18 protein-coding genes and 1 tRNA gene are annotated in these 18,047 nt (G+C 46.6%); 18 read left to right on the top strand and 1 reads right to left on the bottom strand.

The features are described 5' to 3' along the window. The first annotated feature begins 80 nt into the window (after positions 1–80). The 14 genes from DF182_RS15365 to DF182_RS15300 all read left to right on the top strand — a co-directional run bounded on the left by DF182_RS15365 (position 81) and on the right by DF182_RS15300 (position 13,488). Positions 81–689 (top strand): DUF502 domain-containing protein, encoded by a 609-nt coding sequence (locus tag DF182_RS15365; RefSeq protein ID WP_113616456.1) that lies wholly within the window; start codon positions 81–83, stop codon positions 687–689. 111 nt (positions 690–800) lie between these two features. Then, complete coding sequence (locus tag DF182_RS15360; RefSeq protein ID WP_245957451.1) at positions 801–1,781, top strand: zinc dependent phospholipase C family protein; 981 nt, start codon at positions 801–803, stop codon at positions 1,779–1,781. 192 nt (positions 1,782–1,973) lie between these two features. Next, entirely contained in the window at positions 1,974–3,044 is a 1,071-nt protein-coding gene (serC, locus tag DF182_RS15355; protein ID WP_113616455.1) for a 3-phosphoserine/phosphohydroxythreonine transaminase, read from the top strand. 138 nt (positions 3,045–3,182) lie between these two features. After that, positions 3,183–4,427 (top strand): DUF1015 domain-containing protein, encoded by a 1,245-nt coding sequence (locus DF182_RS15350; RefSeq protein ID WP_113616912.1) that lies wholly within the window; start codon positions 3,183–3,185, stop codon positions 4,425–4,427. Positions 4,428–4,883: 456 nt separating this feature from the next. Next, on the top strand, positions 4,884–5,903 hold the full coding sequence (locus tag DF182_RS15345; protein WP_161964151.1) for a tetratricopeptide repeat protein: 1,020 nt from the start codon (positions 4,884–4,886) through the stop codon (positions 5,901–5,903). 110 nt (positions 5,904–6,013) lie between these two features. Then, the gene (gene paaN, locus DF182_RS15340) at positions 6,014–7,669 is read left to right on the top strand and encodes a phenylacetic acid degradation protein PaaN (RefSeq protein ID WP_113616453.1); all 1,656 of its coding nucleotides are present in this window, start codon (positions 6,014–6,016) and stop codon (positions 7,667–7,669) included. Positions 7,670–7,732: 63 nt separating this feature from the next. Then, complete coding sequence (locus DF182_RS15335; RefSeq protein ID WP_113616452.1) at positions 7,733–8,395, top strand: YceI family protein; 663 nt, start codon at positions 7,733–7,735, stop codon at positions 8,393–8,395. 84 nt (positions 8,396–8,479) lie between these two features. Then, complete coding sequence (locus tag DF182_RS15330) at positions 8,480–8,731, top strand: 2TM domain-containing protein (RefSeq protein ID WP_113616451.1); 252 nt, start codon at positions 8,480–8,482, stop codon at positions 8,729–8,731. Between the two features lie 45 nt (positions 8,732–8,776). Continuing rightward, on the top strand, positions 8,777–10,594 hold the full coding sequence (locus DF182_RS15325; protein ID WP_245957450.1) for an AMP-dependent synthetase/ligase: 1,818 nt from the start codon (positions 8,777–8,779) through the stop codon (positions 10,592–10,594). 58 nt (positions 10,595–10,652) lie between these two features. Next, positions 10,653–10,724: transfer RNA gene (locus DF182_RS15320), tRNA-Arg, on the top strand. A gap of 358 nt (positions 10,725–11,082) precedes the next feature. Continuing rightward, positions 11,083–11,289, top strand: coding sequence for a hypothetical protein (locus DF182_RS15315; RefSeq protein ID WP_113616450.1), 207 nt, complete (start codon positions 11,083–11,085; stop codon positions 11,287–11,289). A gap of 156 nt (positions 11,290–11,445) precedes the next feature. Then, positions 11,446–11,742, top strand: coding sequence for a hypothetical protein (locus DF182_RS15310; protein WP_113616449.1), 297 nt, complete (start codon positions 11,446–11,448; stop codon positions 11,740–11,742). Between the two features lie 255 nt (positions 11,743–11,997). Beyond that, complete coding sequence (locus tag DF182_RS15305; RefSeq protein WP_113616448.1) at positions 11,998–12,579, top strand: hypothetical protein; 582 nt, start codon at positions 11,998–12,000, stop codon at positions 12,577–12,579. 99 nt (positions 12,580–12,678) lie between these two features. After that, positions 12,679–13,488: a DUF5672 family protein gene (locus DF182_RS15300; RefSeq protein WP_113616447.1), complete on the top strand. Its 810-nt coding sequence runs from the start codon at positions 12,679–12,681 to the stop codon at positions 13,486–13,488. Between the two features lie 17 nt (positions 13,489–13,505). Here the strand turns inward: DF182_RS15300 and DF182_RS15295 are convergent, their stop codons facing one another. After that, positions 13,506–14,273: a glycosyltransferase family 2 protein gene (locus DF182_RS15295; protein ID WP_113616446.1), complete on the bottom strand. Its 768-nt coding sequence runs from the start codon at positions 14,271–14,273 to the stop codon at positions 13,506–13,508. 59 nt (positions 14,274–14,332) lie between these two features. On the opposite strand from DF182_RS15295, the gene DF182_RS15290 reads away from it, so the two are divergent. Genes DF182_RS15290 through DF182_RS15275 form a run of 4 tightly spaced genes read left to right on the top strand, consistent with a single transcriptional unit; the run spans position 14,333 to position 18,043 of the window. After that, positions 14,333–15,295 (top strand): nucleotide-diphospho-sugar transferase, encoded by a 963-nt coding sequence (locus DF182_RS15290; RefSeq protein WP_113616445.1) that lies wholly within the window; start codon positions 14,333–14,335, stop codon positions 15,293–15,295. Between the two features lie 44 nt (positions 15,296–15,339). Then, a complete protein-coding gene (locus DF182_RS15285) occupies positions 15,340–16,338 on the top strand; it encodes a glycosyltransferase (RefSeq protein ID WP_113616444.1) in 999 nt (332 codons plus the stop codon). A gap of 18 nt (positions 16,339–16,356) precedes the next feature. Continuing rightward, entirely contained in the window at positions 16,357–17,346 is a 990-nt protein-coding gene (locus tag DF182_RS15280) for a glycosyltransferase (protein ID WP_113616443.1), read from the top strand. A gap of 1 nt (position 17,347) precedes the next feature. Beyond that, the gene (locus DF182_RS15275; protein WP_113616442.1) at positions 17,348–18,043 is read left to right on the top strand and encodes a hypothetical protein; all 696 of its coding nucleotides are present in this window, start codon (positions 17,348–17,350) and stop codon (positions 18,041–18,043) included. Positions 18,044–18,047 lie beyond the last annotated feature (4 nt).

The raw sequence follows: 18,047 nt of genomic DNA, 5'->3' as shown, positions 1-18,047 counted from the left end.
TTTTCCGGCAAAAGGGGTCACGAAACAGGATAACAATCTTCCGCTTATTTGTATAATTTTGTGCCTTCATTCCTTTTACCATGTCACCGAAACTCAAGTTTAAAGTGTTTGCGTCCCGTTTGTTGCGGTATTTCTTTCAGGGCCTGCTGATACTGGCCCCTATCGGGATCACTGCACTAACATTATACTGGGCGTTTGTTACGATTGATAATATTATTCCGAAGGAGATCATTCCTGCTAACGGCTCCTATAGCTTTCTGAAATACAAGGGGGTAGGTTTTGCGCTGGTACTGATACTGGTCGTAGTAGTGGGATATCTGAGTTCCTCTTTTATTATAGGGAGGATCTTCGATTTGTTTGATCATCTGCTGGAGCGTACACCTTTTATCAAGTACATTTATACTTCCATCAAAGATGTATTTGATGCATTTGTGGGTGAGAAGAAAAAATTTGATCATCCTGTGCTGGTGCAGATTTACGGGATTGATGTGTGGGAGATGGGATTCATCACGCAGACAGACGTGAGCAGTCTGGGTATGGAAGGATACATGGCCGTATATGTACCACATGCATATGCTATTACCGGTAAAGTATTTATTGTTCCGAAGGAGCGGGTGAAACCGCTGGAAAACATATCTGCCGGCGAAGCGATGAAGTTTGCCGTAAGCGGAGGAGTAACAAATATTTAGTTATTTAGGTATTTAGTTATTTAGGCATTTGACTGGAGCGAATAATAATCAAATGCCTAAATAACCAAATGCTTAAATGGCTTATATTTGAGATACCCTAAATTGTTTGTTATGTTAACCCGTACCCTGATTGTTTTCACAATAAGTTTTATTGTTTTTACTGGTTGCCATGGGAAGGTCTATGGATGGGGCTTTTTTGCCCATGAGCGGATCAACCGGCTGGCGGTGTTTTGTTTGCCGCCAGAGATGATGGTTTTATACAAGCCTTATCTGGAGTACATCCGGGTACACGCCACTGATCCGGACAAACGCCGGTATATGGTGGCGGCGGAGGCACCCCGGCATTATCTGGATATTGATGTCTTTGACAAGCCGCCGTACCGGCAGATCCCACGTAGCTGGCAGGATGCTCTGGCACGTTATGGCGCTGATTCATTACAGCGGAACGGCATACTACCCTGGCATCTGGAGAAGATGATGGCGATGCTGACCAAGGCTTTCCGGGAGCGGGATCAGCAACGTATACTGCAACTTTCAGCAGAAGCCGGACATTATCTTGCAGACGCTCATGTGCCTTTGCATGTATGTTCCAATCACAACGGGCAGCTGACGGGGCAACATGGCATTCATGGTTTATGGGAATCGCGGATACCGGAGCTACTGGCTGATGAGGAGTTTGACTATTGGGCCGGCAAGGCGCGGTACATTGCAGACTGGCGGGTGTATGTATGGCAGATAGTGACCAGTAGCGGACTTGCGGCCGACACGGTATTGAAAAAAGAAAGACTGTTGCGTGAACAGATGCCTGCATCTCAACGTTATGCATATGAGATCAGGAACGGTGTGTTAACAAGGACTTACGCTGAAGGGTATACGAAAGCTTATCAGCAGTTGCTGGGTGATATGGTATCCCGGAGAATGAAGCAGGCAATCGCTGCTGTGGCAGCCTGCTGGTACACGGCCTGGGTAAATGCAGGCCAGCCGGCACTTCAGGAGCTTCAACATACAGCCCTTACTGAAAGCGAGTTACAGGAGATTGAACAGTTGCAACGGCGATGGACAGAGGGACGGATGTTGGGCAGACAGGAATAATCAGCTAAAATATTTAGCCTGATACTGAAATTCTGGAAAAGAAATTTTATCTTTGTTCTACCATCTTTTTAACCTATCCTACACCACGCGCCTTACAGGTTTTAAAACACCCGTGCCGTTTTTTTTCCGTTTCCTTAGAAAAACCAAAACAAAGTGGAAAGATCAAAAAATGAATTTAATCTAGATCGTAACATGAAGGTGCATAATTTTAACGCAGGTCCTTCTGTATTGCCCAACGAGGTACTATACAAAGCCAGTAAAGCCCTTATCGACTTTGAAGGTTCGGGGATGTCTATACTGGAGATAGGTCACAGGACAGCACCGTTTATTGCGGTGATGGAGGAGGCGCGTAGCCTGGTTAGGGAACTGATGCAGCTTGATGACGACTTCGAGGTGCTTTATTTACATGGCGGTGCTACCACGCAGTTTATGCAGGTACCTATGAATCTGCTGGAAAGCAGTGAAACAGCCGCTTATGTAGACACCGGCGTATGGTCCAACAAGGCCATTAAAGAAGCAAAATTGTTTGGCTTCGTAGATGTTGTAGCCAGCTCCAAAGAAAGTAACTACAACCACATCCCAAAACAATTCAACATCCCTCAGCAGGCCAGTTACCTGCACATTACCACCAACAATACCATCTATGGTACACAGTGGCATATGACCCCGGTAACAGACGTACCCCTGATTGCGGACATGAGTAGTGATATCATGAGCCGTACCATGGACTTCAACAAGTATTCGCTGATCTATGCCGGTGTTCAGAAGAACATGGGCGCAGCCGGCGCTACCATGGTAGCCATCCGCAAAAGCATGCTGGGTAAAGTAACCCGCAAAATCCCGGCTATACTGGATTACAGAAACCATATAGAAAACGGGTCCATGCTGAATACCCCTCCCGTATTTGCGGTATATATCTCCATGCTCACCCTTCGCTGGTTGAAAGAGCAAGGTGGTATACCAGCCATCGAAAAGATCAATGATAAAAAGGCAGCCCTGCTGTATGACGAAATTGACCACAACCCGCTGTTCCGCGGCACCGTGGCCAAGGAAGACCGCAGCAAGATGAACGCCTGCTTCATCATGGACAAACCGGAGATGGAAGAAGAATTCCTGAAATTCTGTAAAAAAGAAGATATCGTGGGTATCAAAGGTCACCGCCTGTCTGGTGGTTTCCGCGTATCCATGTACAACGCACTGCCCTATGAAAGCGTGGAAGTTATGGTAGAAGCCATGAAATATTTCTCGCTGAAGAAAGCATAACAGTGCCTGCAAAGTCATATATAACAAAGAGTGCAAAGGTGTTTGAAAAAACAGGCCCCCTTGCGCTCTTTGCTTTTTTATGACTTTGCGGGCGTTGATTTTTATTATTATTTTTACCCCCTCACCCACATTTCAACCATGGCTATTATCAGACCTTTTAAAGGATTAAGACCCAAGGAAGAACTGGCGGCAAAAGTAGCTGCAAGGCCTTATGACGTGCTCAGTTCGGAAGAAGCTAAAGCGGCAGCTGCCGGTAACCCGCATTCCTACTATCATGTTTCAAAATCTGAAATAGACCTGCCGGAAGGAACAGATTCCCACAGCCAGCAGGTATATGATAAAGCAGCGGAAAATCTGCAAAAGCTGGTGAAAGAAGGCGTATTGTTCCAGGAAGAACAACCTGCCTACTACATCTACAAACTTGTTATGAACGGCCGCTCCCAGACAGGTCTGGTATGCGCATCCTCTGTTGATGACTATAACAAAGGCATCATTAAAAAACATGAGTTTACCCGCCCCGACAAGGAACTGGACCGTATTAACCATATCAAGACCACACAGGCCCAAACCGGTAATGTGTTTCTCGCCTATAACGACGTGCCCGAAATGAATGCACTGATCGACCATTGGCAGCAACAAAACAAACCTACCTACGACTTCACCGCCGACGATGGCATCCAGCATACCATCTGGGTGATCAACACTCCGGCTGCTGTACAGGAGATCACTACCCTGTTCGCCGAAAAAGTGCCCTGCACCTACATCGCCGACGGACACCACCGTGCTGCCTCCGCCAGCCTGGTACAGAAAGAATTCCAGGAAAAAGGGAAAATCACTTCTGTGGAAAATCCGGTCAACTACTTCCTGACCACCATCTTCCCTGCCAGCCAGCTGGCCATTCTGGATTATAACCGTTTGGTAAAAGACCTCAACGGCCTGAGCAAAGCTGATCTGCTGTCCCGACTCGACTACGACTTTACAGTAGAAGAAATCGGCCACCAGCCCCAGCATCCGTCTATGCTCCATGAATTCGGCATGTACCTGGAAGGAACCTGGTACCGCCTCGTTGCCAAAGAAGGTACTTACACTACCGATCCTATCGGCATCCTGGACGTAACCATCCTCTCCAACAATATCCTGGACAAACACCTGGGCATCAAAGATCAGCGTACCGACAAACGCATCGACTTCGTAGGCGGTATCCGCGGTCTGCAGGAACTCGTAAAACGGGTAGATAGTGGTGAAATGAAAGTAGCTTTTGCCCTGTACCCCGTTACCATACAGCAACTGTTTGATATTGCCGACAGTGGTAATGTGATGCCACCAAAAAGCACCTGGTTTGAGCCTAAACTGCGCGACGGCCTGATCACACACATGATTTAAAATATAATCATATTCTCTCCCCTGCCCATGACTGGTCAGGGGAGATTTTCCCTCTGACCTGCTACTGTATCCACCATTCCGCCTCCCCCATCTTTGACGATATTTTCCTTCAGGAACCTACTGATCTCAGGCCGCATCCACCTGCTGTGGACCAGTCATATAAATATTGTTTTTTACTTATTTGTAAACTGGCAGGACTGGAAATATTACGGCATCAGGATATCCGCCTGTTGTTTACAATACCCTGTTTGTTCCTGGTGTGGGGACATTTTTCCTTCGGCATATACTCCATTCTTCATAAATTCCAATCCTCTTTAATAAAAGCCCGGAGGTTGACCTGATGGGACATTACCCCATTTTCCTTACTTTTACAACAAACGACAGACAGGAATGCATATGAGGTCTTCTTTATTGAAAACAGTTTTTGTTGCGGGGGTATTATTTTCACAGGTGACAATGGCGCAGGATGCAAGGGAATTGTACAATACCGCCACCAATTTCATGCGTAATGGAGATTACTCCAATGCCGTACTGGTATTGAACCAGGCTTTACAATTGGAACCGGACAATTTTGAATTCCGGAAACAACTGGGCTTTACCTTTTATCTGAAAGGAGATCTTAACAAAGCAAAGAGTGTGATAGAACCGCTGCTCAGCAAAAAAGAAGCGGACGTGCAGGTATTCCAGATCGCAGGCAACATTTATAAGGGCCGGGAAGAATGGAAGACCGTACAGAAAATGTACGATAAAGCGCTGCGTAAATTCCCCAACAGTGGAGAACTTTATAATGACAATGGCAGTCTCCAGATGGGATTCAAAATGTATGATGCCGCTTTACGCAGCTGGCTCAAAGGTATTGAACAGGACCCTGGATTTCCGGGCAATTATTACAATGCCACCAAAACATACTATTACAGCAACACCCCGTTGTGGAGTATCATATATGGCGAGATCTTCATGAACATGGAGAGCTTTACCACCCGCACTGCTGAGGTCAGGAATATAGTGCTGGAATCCTATAAAAGGTTATTCAATGATCCTTCTCTGCTGGACAGTATGGTACCGGAAGAAGAGGGAAAGAAAGGCAGGAAAGGAAGAAGTGAAGATAGTTTTATACAGGCCTACAAACAATGCCTGGGTAAGCAGCTGAGTGTAATTACCGGCGGTGTGGACCCCGATGCACTGATCATGGCGCGCACCCGTTTTCTGCTGGACTGGTACAGTAATCAGAGTGGCCGTTATCCATATTCGCTCTTTGATTTCCAGCAGAAGATGCTGCAACAGGGTATGTTTGAATCCTACAACCACTGGTTGTTTGGCCCTGCCGCCAACCAGGCTGCCTATAAGGCATGGATAGCACTGCATAAGCAGGATTACGATGATTTTCTGAAATATCAGCGGAATCACCCTTTGAAACCCAGACCTGAAGAGTATTATAACGATGGTAAATTTACGCTGATCAACGCAGGATATTGATGGCCGGCAGTAGTGAGTGAAGTGTCAGCAGCATGATTAAGGTCGTTTTCTCAAAAACAATTATATCCCGGGGCCTCGCCCCGGGGCCACCATAATCTCAAAATCTGAATATGCTCGTTACGAAACACCAAAACACGATTGATGCCGCTGTTAAAGCGAATCACGCAAGAACTTTCTATTCGCATTACCCGGAGCATCCCAAAGCATACGGAGAAGAAGCCCATGCAAAAGGCGTACAGAGCTACCAACAGCTGCTCAACAAACCTTTCCGGCAGCTCCTGCAAACCGGCGAAACCGGATGGGTGGGTGAAGAAGTATCTCCCTATACCCAGGAAGTGCTGGGTGTTACCTATCCCATCTTTGCGATAGACGACCTGATAAAAAAAGCCACCGCAGCCGGTCAACAATGGGGCCATACTGATGTCAGGGAAAGAGCAGCCGTACTAACGGAAACGCTCGAACGAATCAAAGACTACTTTTTTGATATTGCCAATGCTACCATGCATACCACCGGGCAGAGCTTCATGATGAGCTTTCAGGCTTCCGGTCCGCACGCCAATGACCGTGCACTCGAAGCCATTGCCACCGGCTATCATGAACTACAGCGGTATCCTTCCGAACTGGAATGGGAAAAACCAATGGGCAAAACCACCATCCGCCTGAAAAAAACCTTCAAGGCTATTCCCAAAGGAATCGGCGTGGTGATTGGCTGTTCCACCTTCCCGGTATGGAACACATTGCCAGGAGTGTATGCCGATCTGATCACCGGTAATCCGGTCATCATAAAACCTCATCCACGGGCTATTCTGCCTATTGCTATTGCAGTAGGTGCCATACAACAGGTGTTGCAGGAAAACGGCTACGATCCTCATCTGTGTCAGCTGGCAGCAGACAGTTCCGATAATCTTATTGCCAAAAAACTGGCAGAACATCCGGATGTACAGCTGATTGATTACACCGGCAGCAGCGCTTTCGGTAATTATGTAGAGTCCTTACCCGGTAAAACCGTTTTCACAGAAAAAGCCGGTGTCAACTCTGTACTGCTGGACAGCGTGAAAGACCTGGACGCCGTTATTCAAAACCTGGCATTCTCTGTGAGCCTTTATTCCGGTCAGATGTGTACTGCTCCGCAGAACTTCTTTATTCCGGAAACAGGGATTTCCACTGCAGCCGGCCATGTAAGTTTCAACGAAGTGGTACAGCGGTTCAAAGATGCGGTGGTGGCCCTTGTTACCAATCCTAAAATGGGTCCTGGAACATTGGGTGCACTACAGAATGAAGCTACAGCTGCACGTGTACAAGAAGCCCAGCAGCTGGGCGGAAAAGTAGTGCTGGCAAGTACTGCTGTTAACAATGAAGAGTTCAGCAACGCCAGGGTAATGGCACCCGCCATCCTGGAGGTCACCAGTGCTGATAACAATATTTACGAAAAAGAGCTTTTTGGTCCGGTGGTGCTGGTCATCAAAACCAAAGACACCGCGCATACCATCCAGCTCGCCAAACAGATGGCCCGGAAACACGGCGCCATCACCTGTGCGGCTTATACCACCGACAATGCTACCAAAGAAATGATAGCCGATGAAATGAACAGTGTATTTACACCTGTTTCATTTAATCTCACCGGTTATATCTGGGTAAATCAGCATGCGGCCTTCTCCGATTTCCACGTCTCTGGTGGTAATCCTGCGGGCAATGCCAGCTTTACCAACCAGGAATTTATTATCAAACGGTTTGTGTGGGTAGGCAACAGGGAACTGATGGAATAGACAAATCATGCCAGCGTTCCGGCCTGCCGGAACGCTGGGTATTATAAATGCTGGGAGATAATTATGAGAAGTATTGTTTTTTTTCTATTGCTATCAGGTATGATAGCAGCCTGCGAGCAGGCTCCTAAGGCAGACAAGGCCAGCGCTACCAACGCGCAGACCGTTGGGACTGCTACCGGACACGCTTATCTGGCAGATACCGCCACCAGTGTGGTAGAATGGATAGGTACCAAACCTACCGGCAAACACCATGGTACCCTTCGGCTGGTAGGTGGTGCTGTGTATATCAAAGACACCCTGATTACCGGCGGCCAGCTGGTGATCAACATGCATTCCCTCCAGGATGTAGACCTGCGCGCAGATACCGCCATGAAAAACAAACTGGAAAGGGAACTGAAGAGTGATGCTTTTTTTAATGTGGAAAGATATTCCACAGCTGTTTTCGAAATCACTGCTATCAAATCTTACCATCCTGTTGTTGGTGAAGAAGTAGAACTGAAAGACGCCACCCACCTGATTTCCGGCAACCTTACCCTCAAAGGGATCACTGAAAATATTTCTTTCCCCGCCCGCATACAGCTTAACAACGATGAGCTGGTAGCCACTGCCAACTTCAATATTGACCGTACACTCTGGGGTATCAACTACCGGGCAGACAAATCCTTACAGGACAAACTGATCAATTCACAGGTGAATATCGGGTTTCATGTGAGGGCTGCCAGATAGCCTTCATTTTTCGCTTTTTTTACGTGAAGCCAATAAAATATTTTAAATTTAGTACAGCCACTATCACGTATAAAAACCACAGAAATGGAAACTACTCAGCAAAGAGATGAACGTCTCTGGCGTATTGCAAAAGCCAGGGCCGGCTTCAAATCTCATCTTATCATTTACCTGGTTATCAATATGGGATTATGGGCTGTATGGTTCCTTACAGACAGGGACATGTCTGAAGGGATACCCTGGCCGGCATGGCCAGCACTGGGCTGGGGCATCGCCCTGGCATATCAGTACTTTAACGCCTTCCGTAAAGACTATGATGATACGCTGAAAAGAATATGAGTGGTTACTACCAGCAGCATATCTGAGCCAAAACAAAACAACAACATGATGGAGCAACCGCAGCGATTATTTGATGTAATCCGTTATCAACTGGAAAACTATCCGCTTGAGGATATGTTGACCAGCAAGGAAAACGGCCAATGGAGAAAATATAGTACAAAAGAAGTGGCCGATATTACCCTGAAATTCAGTTCCGGCTTATTGAAACTGGGTATCAGGGCAGGTATCACCCAAAATGAGGAGAAAGACAAGATCGCTGTTATTTCGCCTAACCGGCCGGAATGGTTGTTGACCGACTTCGCCTGCCAGCAGATAGGCGCCGCCTTAACCCCCATCTACCCCACCATCAGCCAGCACGAACTGGAATTTGTACTCAACGATGCCGAAGCCCGCATCCTGTTTGTCAGCGATAAAGAGCTGCTGGACAAAATACTGGCTTCCCGCGACAGAATCCCTTCTATCCGGGAGATCTTCACCTTCAACAAGGTAGCAGGCGCCCGGCACTGGACAGAAATTCTGGAAATGGCCGATCCGGACAACTACGCCCGCATTGAGGAAATCAAACAAAATATCTCTCCGGAAGAACTGGTCACCATCATCTATACTTCCGGCACCACAGGCACCCCTAAGGGCGTGATGCTTAGCCACCAAAATATCATGAGCAATGTAATGGCCTGCAAGCCTTACCTGCCTGTGAGTAACAACGCCAGAGCACTCAGTTTCCTGCCGCTCAACCATGTGTTTGAACGGATGGTCACCTATCTCTATCTGACCAGTGGTGTACCCATCTATTACGCCGAAACTATGGAGACCATCGCTGACAATCTGAGAGAGGTGAAACCGACCCTCTTTACGACAGTGCCCCGGTTGATGGAGAAGGTATACGAAAAAATCATGACTACCGGGCTGGAGCTTAAAGGTATCAAAAAAGCTCTTTTCTTCTGGGCCGTTGGCCTGGGTAAACGTTATGAGATCAATCATAACATGGGCTTCTGGTACAACATACAGCTGAAACTGGCCAACAAGCTGATATTCAGTAAATGGCGGGCAGCCTTGGGCGGTAATGTTCAGGCTATTATAAACGGCGCCGCCGCCTGTCAGGTACGGCTGCTGAAAATATTCACTGCCGCCAATCTCCCTATTCTGGAAGGATATGGGCTTACCGAAACATCTCCTGTTATCAGCGTCAACCGCTACAACGTGGAAGATCGTATGTTCGGCACCGTAGGACCTGTTATCAGCGGCGTAGAAGTAAAAATAGCTGACGACGGAGAAATCCTCTGTAAAGGCCCCGGCGTCACCATCGGTTACTATAAACGCCCCGATCTTACTGCCGACGCCATCATCGATGGCTGGTTCCATACTGGTGATATCGGAGTACTGATAGATCATAAATTCCTGAAAATCACCGACCGGAAAAAAGAACTGTTCAAAACCTCCGGCGGCAAATTCGTGGCACCACAACCCATTGAAAATAAATTCAAGGAGTCACCCTACATCGAACAGATCATGGTAGTAGGCGAAGACCGCAAATTTACCGCGGCGCTCATCATCCCCTCCTTCAATAACCTCCGCACCTGGGCACAGAAACGGGGTATCCCCACCGACAACACGGAGGCTCTACTGCAAAACAAGGAAGTAATAGACCTCTATAAACAGGCCGTAGACAAATACAACCAGTTCTTTAACCATATAGAACAGGTCAAAAAATTCCTGCTGCTGCCGCAGGACTGGACCGTTGATGGCGGAGAGCTCACGCCCACCCTCAAGGTGAAGCGCAAAGTAGTCCTGAACAAGTACCGCAAGGAAATCGACAGCATTTATACTCCATCCGGCGGGAAAGTTGATATAGAAAGTCTTTAAATATTAATTTAAAACCCTTACTTTTGCAACCCGATACCCGTTTAGGGTATAGACGGCTGGTCCCGTAGTTCAATGGATAGAATAGAAGTTTCCTAAACTTTAGATACAGGTTCGATCCCTGTCGGGACTACAAAACGCTTAATTCGCCCAAACTTAGCTTTACTAAGTTTGGGCGTTTTTCATTTATGGACGTGGGTTTCAGAGGAAAGAGCGGTAAAGGGAGATAAAGGGGAATTAAGTAAAAATACCCCGAAATCCTTCCCCATTTTTCCCCAAACCTTACCCCAAAATATGCCACTATCAGGGCTTTGAATACAGGTAACCAGAGAAACCTTACCCCATATAGCTCGATTTGTTAACCTTAACCTGCGTAACTAGTGCTTACCAACAAATGCACTACTATCAATATTACCCACAGGGAAGTTATATAGGCAGCATATAGCAACTCCTTTGATGCAGCATTTCAGGATAGACTGTCCATAATTCTTATGCAGCGCAATAATCAGATAACCTCCAATTATGAACAGGTAAATAATATCGAAGTAACGCTGGAAGTAAGGAAGACATGGGATCATAACCGATGCCACTATGCCTGCAAAGGCATGGAGGTGCAGCGTAAAAAATCGCATGAACAGCATAGAGTAGAGCCATTGCTTATTCCTGAAGTAAATGAGCTTCAGGAAGTAAGCGAATAATAGTACAAAAGAGCATTATTTAGGGAAGTTGTGATAATACCCTTCCTCAAAGTCTCTATTCATTTATTAAATAAAAAACAAAAGTGTTGCCCATTAGCAGATCTAACCCATAAATTGGTCACAATATTCATTACTTACCTTTAAAGTTTAGCCTACATGAAACATTTTTCAAAGAGCTTATTGTTAATTCTATTTATGGGTGGTTTTGTTTTTGCCACGACCCCAACTAACAATAAAAATATTAGGAAACACCCTAAACCATCAAGAGTATCAGCATCAACAGGCACTCCCCTCTGTGCCGGGGTTCTGCCATGGAATTCATCAGTTGCTTATTATACTGGTTATGAAGTAGTTTATAATGGTCACAAATGGAAAGCGAAATGGTACTCATATAACAATACGCCAAATGGAGATCCATATGGTGTTTGGGAAGACGAAGGTGCGTGCAATTAACGCTTAGGGTGGGTTAAATAAACCCACCTTTATTTAAGATTTATGAGATCAGTTTTTCCATCTTTAAGTTCCCGCTTTATTACCATACCAGAGCCTATAATGGCTTAGTCTGTTTACAAACCGTTTCAAGGATTGTATCAGATTGACTCCCCTGAAGCCCCTGCCTCTTATAACATCCCTCCCCGAACAAAACCCCTTCCTCCACTGTATTTGTATTAGATCAATGTATGTCTTAAAAGCACAACCTGTAATGTTATGAAAAACCCCGAATTACCACTACACCAAACCAACCCAGAGCTATTTAAAACTTACCTCCTGGACAATTCCTCCCATGGCGAGATTTTAATGGTAAAAGGTGTTACGTTGGAGGACCATCTCCTAAAATCAGAGATCCATATCAAAGTCATCATCAAATTCCAGACAGAGGCCTGTGTTAAATTCAAGGGCTCCAGCCCGGTGAGGGTATTGACCAACCTCAGAAGGCGCATCCGGAATTTCATGCGTACTGAGGGTATGGAGATGATGAAACGCAAAGTGAATATGACCTTACCCGGGGACGGCCCCGCGTTGTACGAACTGGATCCTGATTTATTTGAACAGTTTGTATTGGATGATTTTACTATCCGTCCACGGCATGATCATATCAAAGGCATCACACAAAAAGATCGCATGCTGAAAATAGAGATAGCGCTGTTTATTCTCGATGATGAGATCATCCGGCTGAGTGCCAGAGTAAAAAACCAAAGCGTAGAGGTAGTACGCTCTGAGCATGCACGGAATGTAAACAGGGTGCTGGCCGCTTACGGCAGACTATTACCTGTTGACAATAATAACTGAACACTTTCCCTCTTTGTTTGTTACACCTGTTATTCACTTCGCGTAACCTTCCGCTTTAGTCAGACACCTTACGTTTATCAATCTCTAAAACAGCAACTCATGGCTGTTCACAACAGCATGTGCGTGATCATCACGGTACATCAGCCTTATATGTCTGCAGAAGAAGAAGTTTCTTTACTAGCCTGTTACCGGCACCTGAAAGCATATGACTGTTTTCTTGTCTTCCCTGCCGGCATGGATACTGTATCCTATCAGCATATCCATCCACAGCTGATACTGCAACCGGTGGCACCCGAATGGCTTTCTTCTATCCTTCACTACAACAGGATGAAGGTAAATCCCTCCTTCTATGCATTGTTTTCGGATTATCAGTTCATGATGACCTACGAGCTGGATGCGTACATCTTCAGTTCCGACATCGCTGCTCATCACGGATTTGATTATGATTTTATCGGGTCGCCCATCTTCGAAGGGTTTATGAATGCCACACCCGGAGCACCTTTTATGGAGATGCTCAATTCAGGGTTTTCTATCCGCAATATTAGCATTGGCAGAAAGGCTTTGAAACGGCTCCGGCAATACCGGGTAATATGGAAAGGATATCGTTTTCTTTTGTCAAACGCTGCGTGGTTGTGCAAGATGGTACCGGCCAGCACCAGGGAGCTGATCTACAATTATCATCTGACAAACTATTACAAAGGCTTCGACTTTAATGAAGATATTATCTGGTCGCAGGTGTTTCCTGCTATATATCCTGCTTTCAGGGTGGCGCCACTGGAGAGGGCCTACCGGTTTGGATTTGAGGTGAATGCAGCGGAGCTGTATGAGTTAAACCATCACCGGCTGCCGCTGGGATGCCATGCCTGGTCTAAGTTTCCGGGCTTCTGGAAAACTTACATCGAACGCTGATGCATATGATTTTGCGATTACTGTTCCCAGTTTTTTCCGCGCAGCTGGTATTTGTATTTTCTGGACAACAGCCGCAGGTATATCAACCAGCCCATGCTCCTTTTCACCAGCTGAAACTTCTCCTGTTGAAATACAAAATCCTTGTCTTTCGTGAGTGAAGAGAAACCATCCATATTGTACCGGGCAATAGTGATAGGGAGATGAATCTTGGTAAATGTTTTATCGCCCCACACCTGGATGTTCAGCGCATAGTCGGCATACACTTTATAACGCAGATTGTAATGATATTTTTTGAAGACATTGGCAGGATACAGAATAGTTTGATGATTCATACAAAACTTGGCCAGGCGGTAGTTGTTGAATTCCCCTTTCAACAGCAGGTATTGCGGACCTTCTTTCTCAAAAAATTCGGTAGTATTACCATAGTACACAGTATGTTCATCTTTCAGATATTGCATCATCTCTGCAAAACCTGGCAGCAGGCGGTCATCAGCACCCATAAAATAAAGCCATTTGCCGCGTGCCCTTTCCACACCTTTATTCAGGGCATCGTAAATACCTTTATCAGGGCTGCTTTTCCAGGACACCATACGACTATCGAAACTTTTTACGATATCGATGGTCTGGTCCGTACTTCCACCATCCACGATCACTACCTCGATGGTATTGACTCCCAGGGAAAGGATGGACGACAAACACTCGCGGATATATTTTTCCGAGTTGTAGGTGGCGATGATAATACTGACCAGTTTATTTGTTTCCTGCATGCCTAGCTTGTTTTCCATAACGCAATTTGGTAAATTTACTTATAGCATAGAAATTTATTATCCATTATTTGCCTGCTATGGCGCATTACACAGTGCAATCTCCTGTTTTATTACTGGTATTCAACCGGCCGGATGTGGCCCGGCGGGTATTTGACCGGGTGAAAGCTGTCAGGCCCTCCCGCTTGTATATCGCTGCAGATGGGCCCAGGCCAGGTGTGGAAAAGGATGGCCTCTTATGTAAGGCCACCCGGGAAATCTACAACCAGATCGACTGGGACTGTTCTGTGCGCACACGTTTCAATGAGGTCAACAAAGGCTGTAAGGTAGCTGTGGCAGAAGCGATCACCTGGTTTTTTGAGCAGGAGGAAGAAGGGATTATACTGGAAGATGATTGTTTGCCTTCGGCAGATTTTTTCCCGTTTTGTGACCAGCTGCTACAGCGCTACCGATACGATACACGCATTATGAACATCACCGGCACCAACCTTCAGATGGGCAGAAAATGGGGAGAAGCCAGCTATTATTTCTCCCAGTACAGCCATATCTGGGGTTGGGCCAGCTGGCGCCGGGCCTGGCAACATTACGATATGGAGCTATCGGAATACGATGAACCCTCCGTTAACAGACTGCTGGGCAATATTTTTACAGACCCCTTCCTGATAGAAGGCTGGACAGACATCTTCCGCAGACTGAAAGCCGGTCTGATTGACTCCTGGGATTACCAGTTCAACTTCACCACCTTCTTTCAAAACGGGCTGTGTATCGCGCCACAGGTAAATCTTATCAGCAACCTGGGCTTCAGGCCCGATGCCACACATACCTATAACGCCCCCAAAGACCATGCAGCATTGCCTACCGGCGTTATAGACAACCCACTCGTACATCCGTCATACTTTATACCGGAAAAACAGGCAGACTACTTTTTCCTGAACAGGGATTTTGACCTGGAAGGAAAGTGGCGCACTTACCACAAAAACAGGGTATGGAGACGGCGCTTCAAAAGATGGCTCCGCAGCTACTTCCGGCAGCCAGCCTCATAACCTTCGCCAACCAGGAGCAGTACTTCATCTGATAAAAAAATAGCATGATAGACTACTCACTGGTCATATGTACTTATGATCCCGATGAACGAATTTTACGACGCTGCCTCCAGGCTGTACAACTGCTCAACCGGAACGGGTTGCAGACAGAAGTGCTGCTGGTAGACAACAACAGTCCCATCCCACTCAGCAGCCTTTCATATGTAAAGGATTTTCTGCAACGTATCCCCAACATGCAACTCCTCCTGGTAAAGGAACAGGGAGTAGGCCATGCCCGCGTCGCCGCCATAGAAGCCGCCCGCGGGGAACATATCGTTTACATCGATTACGATAATGAACCAGACAGCCACTATCTACAGGAGCTGACTTCGTTGTTTAAAAAGTATCCACAGGTTGCCGCATGGGGCCCGGGACAGGTACAGGTAGACTTTATAGACGGTATAGAAAGCAATATCGAGCACTATGCACGACTGGCATTCCAGCAACGGACAGAAACAACCGTGACTTTCTCCGCAGTACCGGCCTGGCAATCGTGTTATCCTTTTGGTACCGGCCTATGTACCAAAACCTTTCTGCTAAAAGAATATGTTCAGCATGCCCGGAAAGGCACCTTTACATTGCCTGGCCGAAAGGGCAATCAACTCAGCAGCGGAGAAGACACCCAGATGGTACTGCTGTGCGTCCGTAATGGATATGCAGCCGGTGTGGCGCCGACATTAAAACTCACTCATATCATCCCTGCCGGCAGGGCCAACCGCCACTATCTTCAACGCCTCATTTACGGTACGTTTGTGTGTTATGATACCTGCCTCATGCAGGTGTTCCCTTCTCATCGCAATTTACTCGGTACCCGGCTGCTGTCTGCTTCCCGGTTCTCCCGAAAAGCAATCGGGAAGTTATGGAAAGCACGCTGGTCAAGCGATCCGCACCGGCTGTTTGAACTGGTACAGTATATCGCTACGCACGCCAGCGTATATACGGCATTAAACAAACCAGTACCCTTGCCCGTCAGCAGCATCATCAGATACCTCAAAGTAGGATAACATTTCAAACAGGAAATCATGTCTCAACAAGAATTTCATATAGGCGTTTCCGTTATTATCTGTTGTTATAACAGTGCAGCACGGCTACCGCTCACCTTAGGACATCTGCAGTCACAGGAAGTGCCGACAGATTTTTTGTGGGAGATCATCCTCGTCAACAATGCCTCTACAGACAAAACCGTCAGTCTGGCCCTGGACTGGTGGAACAAAGCCCATCCACCCAATGCCCAATGCAGGATTGTAGATGAACCCCGGCCGGGACAGATGCATGCCCGCAAAAAGGGAGCACAGGAAGCCCGTTATGAATGCCTGCTCTTCTGCGACGACGACAACCTGCTCGACAAAAACTATGTATTCAACGCATGGCAAACACTCAAACAACAAAAGATGGCCGGCGCTGCCGGCGGACAATGTCACCCCGTTTCCGACTGTAGCAGCTTCCCTTCCTGGTTTGATACCTTCAAGGATAAATACGCAATCGGTATTCCGGCCGAAACATCCGGCGACGTATCTCATCGTGGCTTTGTGCTGGGGGCCGGCCTTGTTACCAGAAAATCATTATTCCTTTCCGTATTCAACGAAAGATACCCTTCATTACTCAACGGCCGCAACGGAGAAAAGTTAAGTACCGGAGATGACTTTGAATACTGCAAACGCTTGCTGCTATGGGGCTACAGCCTGTACTACAACGAAGACCTGAAACTGGCTCATTTTATACCAAAGGAAAGACTAACCCTCAGCTATCGCGACAGGCTAATGGAAGGCATTGCAGCTGCCACACAAATATTGACACTCTATGATGAAGCCCTGAGCATTCGTCGGAAAACCAAACACAAAAACAAATGGAGACTGTTGCTGCTTACGCCCATCAGAATCTACCTCGCCCGGAAAGGATTATCTGACAGGCATCTGCCCACAGAGCAGCTGGTATTATTCTACCTATCTCCCTTCAACATAAAATCAGATCCTGTCAGGACATCTATCAAAAAATTTCTAAACAAACAGTAATATGTCCCATTCAACAACACAACAGTTCAAAGTCTTTTCATTCTACAAAGAGAATGTCAACCCCGAAGTACCTAAATACCAGAAAGCAGTATTCCGGAGGTTTGGTATTCCCATTCATCATATTACAGAAGAATCCTTTAGCCATGGCGACTTTCTGAACCACGTATGTACTACGGAAAAAGATACCGACTATCTTATATTTTTTGATATCGACTGCATTCCCACTCGTAAGGAATGGCTGTCACAGCTATTAAACGATCTTAGCGAACCCCGCACCATCGTGGGAGCAGCACAAACTGCCAACCATCTGCGTAATGCACAAAACCTGTACGTATCCCCATTCTTTTTCGGTATTTCCACCGCTTATCTGAAAGAACTGGGTTATCCCAACATGAACATGACCGAAGACATGGATGCCGGCCAGAACCTGACGGAACAGATCATACACCAGGGCGGCCAGGTTAAATACTGGTGGCCCACAGCAATCGAAGAAGAAAAATGGTACCTGCATCATCCGGAACACAACAGGTTTGGCCTAGGCACTACCTACAACGACGCCATCTATCACGCATTCTATTCCAGGGCAGACCTCTCGGCAAGGTTTATCAATAAATGCAAAACCATGTTATCTCCACTAGTAAAGTTGCAGCTAAAGCTGACCAGAAAAAAATGGGTACAACCACCGCAGGAATGGTAGTATC

Source organism: Chitinophaga flava (assembly GCF_003308995.1).
GTDB lineage: Bacteria > Bacteroidota > Bacteroidia > Chitinophagales > Chitinophagaceae > Chitinophaga > Chitinophaga flava.
This window is presented reverse-complemented; position numbering and strand designations above follow the sequence as displayed.